General features: G+C 52.8%; 4 protein-coding genes. All 4 read right to left on the minus strand.

Annotated elements, in window-relative coordinates:
* A partial coding sequence (locus IQ256_RS28580; protein ID WP_193859075.1) for a CHASE2 domain-containing protein occupies window positions 1–1,667 on the minus strand: 1,667 nt, incomplete at its 3' end.
* Window positions 1,668–1,675: 8 nt separating this feature from the next.
* Complete coding sequence (locus IQ256_RS28585) at window positions 1,676–2,512, minus strand: FecR domain-containing protein (RefSeq protein WP_193859076.1); 837 nt, start codon at window positions 2,510–2,512, stop codon at window positions 1,676–1,678.
* 137 nt (window positions 2,513–2,649) lie between these two features.
* Complete coding sequence (locus IQ256_RS28590) at window positions 2,650–3,012, minus strand: SPOR domain-containing protein (RefSeq protein WP_228025379.1); 363 nt, start codon at window positions 3,010–3,012, stop codon at window positions 2,650–2,652.
* 294 nt (window positions 3,013–3,306) lie between these two features.
* The coding region (locus IQ256_RS28595; RefSeq protein ID WP_193859078.1) for an ABC transporter permease at window positions 3,307–4,248 on the minus strand (942 nt) is incomplete at its 5' end.

The raw sequence follows: 4,248 nt of genomic DNA on the forward strand, positions 1-4,248 counted from the left end.
GTCGGCAGCCAGTCAGGCAAGTTAGAGGCAATGTTTGGGAGCCATCGCCGCCAGAGCCTGTCGCTATGCGATTGATGACAGCGGGTGGCGTATACCCGTACGCTGACTTCGCCGACGGCAGTAAACTTCACTGCGTTGCTCAGCAAATTACTCAAAATCTGCTGTAGACGCACTGGGTCGCTCTCAATTAGCGCTGGCACACTGGGCGCGATCGCGTAAACCAGTTCAATATTTTTGGCTGCCGCTCTAGGGGCTAGCAGTTCAATACTGCCTTCGATGACTTCAACTAAGTCGACTGGATAGTCTTCTATCGTCAGGTGCCCTGACTCGATCTTAGAAAGGTCAAGCACGTCGTTGATCAATGCCATCAGCGTGCGGCTACTGCCATGCAGGGTCTGTGCATATTCCCTTTGACGGTCATCCAATGGCGTTTCTTGCAGCATTTCAGACAGATTCACAATCGCATTTAGCGGCGTGCGAATTTCGTGACTCACCGTGTTTAGGAAAGCCGATCGAACCTGCAGCAGCGCATTCGCCTGCAGCCGAGACCAAACAGCCACAAATAGATACGTACCGAGGATCACCGCCGCTGGTGAGGTCAGCGGCAGTAAATAGCCCACTTGCAGCGCGATCATACAGGCCAAAAGCCAAAGGCTTGTGGTCGCCAGGGCAATCGCCAGTTGAACCAGCTGATTGCGGCCAAACAGAACTCTGCTTAGGATCGGCCCGCCGACTAGCAGCAACAGCAGCACAATCCGCATAGGAATAGGCCGCAGCCAGTTGCGATTAAGCAGATTGTCAACGACTGCCGGATGCATATAGCCGCCGGGAACGGGCCAGCGATAGTCAAATGGCGATCGCACAGGCGTATGGCCAGAGGTTGCTCCGTAGCTGACAAAGATAATTTTGTTCGCAAGAAAATCAGGAGGAACAGCGCCCTCTAGCACATCTATCAGGCTGAACGTTGGTAGATCGCTAACCGGGCCCGGCCAGTTGATTTGAAAGCTATTGAGATTGCTAGGAATGTGGCCTGTTCCAGACGCTAGGCTATAGGCTTGCACCGTTGCCATGCCCAGTGCGGGCAGGCCCTGATAAAAGACTTCTACCGAACGAGTAAACCCATCTCGATCAAAAGGAATCCGTAGATGGCCCATGGCGATCGCAGCGTCGGCCAAGACAGGCGCTGGCTCAATCGCATTTCCTTCTGCGTCCCATATCTGGCCTAACACCACATGGCCGTGCTGGCGCATCGCCTCGGCCATATTCACTGTCGCCGAGCGGCCAAGCATCCAGCTAGTTTTGTTCGCTTCTGCAGTCGGGGGAATAAACTCGGGAGGCGGACTGTCAGAGACAACACTGTCAGACAAAATTAAGTTAAAGGCTACTACGTTAGACTTGCCTGCGTCGGTTTTGCTTAAGATCTCTAGCAAATCAGCGTAGTAGTTACGAGAGATGGGGAACTGCCTAACTCGATCGATCGTTTTATCGTCGATGCTGATCATCACCAGACGGCTATCCCATCCATGAGCACCTTGCCAGCGAAGCACCTGGTTGTTGACCATTCGCTCTATCGGAGCCCAGGCTTGAACAGATAGCAGTAATATCACCAGCCCACTAGCGATCAGTCCAGGAACTAGGCGGCTGAACTTTTTTGATTGTCTGCCCATTTTAAAAATCACGGCACCGCTAGTTCGTAGGCTTGCTGAGTCCCTAAAGGCGTAGTCACCTGGATACGAACACGACGATCTCGCGGCAGCGCGACGGTGAGATCGAACTGGCCGCCCTCATCTAAAACGCGACGCGCTTCAGCTACTTCTAATAGGTTAACGGGGTCTGTAGATCCTGAAACTTGTACAGAGCCGTCGCTAATCGGCTTCAGCGCAGAAATAGAGAGCGAAGGATCGTCTCTCAGCGGCTCAGGCGGAGTGGGGGGCTCTCCAGGACTCGCCGTTGATTGCTGTTCGGTGCCGACCAGCACAGTTTGATTTTGGGCGCTAAGAGTGACGCTGCCTTCTAGAGTCGCTACGCCGGTTTTGCCATCGGGCTGCACAGTAATGCCAAAGTCTGTACCGCGCACGCCGCTGACCCCTGCAGGTGTGTATATCTCTAACCTGCTATCGGGACTAGTAAAGGGGCGAACCCTAAGCCTAGCTTGACCTCTTAGCGCGAGCAGCTCGGTGATGTATCCGCCAGACCTAGTGATGCTCAGCGTTCGAACTTGCAGTTGGGTTCTCTCAGCAACAGAGATACTGGCAATACCCTGATCGACCGTTAGCTGGGCAGAAGAGTTTTGTCCGGTGATCACCTGATCGCCCACCTGGCTAAGGCGATCGCCCATCTGGGCCCGGCGAACGTTCTTACCAAAAGGGACAATTGTAACGTCGCCGTTGATCTGAGTAACGCTTAGCCAGCGAGGCCCCTCAACCCTCGATAGCTGTCCATAGGCTGGCAATAGACAGATCATCAGTCCCAGCAGTGCCATAAACAGCAAGGTGGGTCGAACTTTGAACATAAGATTTTCTGTAATTGTTTTTCTGTATTTTTTTCTATAGCTGTTTTTCTGTAATTGTTTTCTATCGTCGCTTAGCTTCTAGTTTGGCTGGGGCTCGGCTGAAGTGTGGTTCGATCGATCAACGAGAATCCATTAGATCAACGCCTGTAGATCACTCGAACCGGATAGCCATCACGTCGCAATATTCGACGGATCGTTTCGGCATCTTGGCGCTGGCTGAAGCTAGCGATGTGAATATAGCTACCGGCGGGCGATCGCGTTAGGTAGGCATCTAGCACACAGCCTCTTAGCCTAGCTAGCGTTGCCGCCGAGCCATCTTGCACCACCACGCGGTAGGGCCGATTTGGCTGATAGCCAATCACAATCACATCGCCCACCACTTGAGTATTAAACCGCTGAGGTTCTGAAAACAGCCTGCACGCTGCTTGAGCGGGCAGGGAGAGGACTACCCAGGCGATCGCACAAATTCCAGACCACTTACACAACAAATTCCAAACCACTTACACAAACGTCTGTCTCCTTCAGGCCCACTTGACTGCCAAGACAAACGGCATCTCAACGACGGCATTTCGATACTCGTATTTCGACAGAAAGGCGTTGGCTTTGAATTAATAGGACTCATATCACCAAAGTCTGCCGCCAAAGTCTGTGACCTATGACATAGCAGATATTTAGGAGGAAAATACCTATCAGTATCTGAAAATAGCAGATTTTCCAGCGTTAAGCTCGTTCATGCTCCACGAGACTCGCAAATCCTTCTAAACTGGCCTGCGACAGAGCTAATCTAGCCTCACTTAGTAGCGAATACGCGGATCGACGTACGCATTCAAGATGTCAATCGCAATACTTACCATCGCCACAATCGCTGCGAAGAAAACCATCAGGCCCTGCACAACGGGATAGTCCCGCTGACTAATCGCTTCGTACAGCCGATTGGCTAGCCCTGGCCAAGAGAACGTCACCTCTGTAAGCACCGCACCGCCCAGCAAAGAAGCAAAAGTTAAGCCCAAAATCGTAATCACCGGGATCATGGCATTCTTCAAGGCATGCGCGGTAATGATCCGAAACTCCGAGATACCTCTAGCTCTTGCCGCCTCGACATAATCGGCCTTCAGCGTCTGCTTCAAATTCACTCGAACAATTCGTTCAAACACGCCGCTGATCAGCACACCTAGCGTCAAACTCGGCAGCGCTAGGTAGTACAGCGTCGTCCCAAACTGCACTAGATTTCCATTTAGCAAGCTGTCGAGCAGATAGAGCCCCGTCGGCCCATCGGGTGCGAGCTGACCTAGCGGAAAGCGCGTGCCGATCGGGAACCAGCGTAGCTGTACCGCAAACACTAGCTGCAAAATCATGCCAAACCAGTACATCGGCACCGCGTAGGTCACAATGCCGAATACTCTACCGCCCGCATCAAAAACTGTATTTGGCAGAGAAGCCGCGATCGCGCCCACCGTCAAACCCACTATCGCAGCAATTAGCATGCCACAAACAGTCAGCTCTACAGTGGCTGGGAAATGGTCGCCGATAATCTGCCAAACGCTTTGCCCTTGACTTGCTAGTGAGCTGCCTAGATCGAACGTAAATAGCTGGGCGATATAGTCAACATACTGCTGGATTAGCGACTGATCGAGCCCTAGCTTGGCTCGCATGATTTGCTTGGCGGCTTCTGGCGCACGCGGGCCTAGCAGCGCATCGACCGGGTCGCCAGGTGTTGCCCGCATCAGCAGGAAGAC

The sequence above is a fragment of the cf. Phormidesmis sp. LEGE 11477 genome (assembly GCF_015207105.1).
GTDB lineage: Bacteria > Cyanobacteriota > Cyanobacteriia > Phormidesmidales > Phormidesmidaceae > Phormidesmis.

Bases quoted from the DNA above. Each gene is read 5' to 3' on its own strand.
- IQ256_RS28585 (WP_193859076.1), bottom strand. From the start codon at position 2,512: ATGTTCAAAGTTCGACCCACCTTGCTGTTTATGGCACTGCTGGGACTG.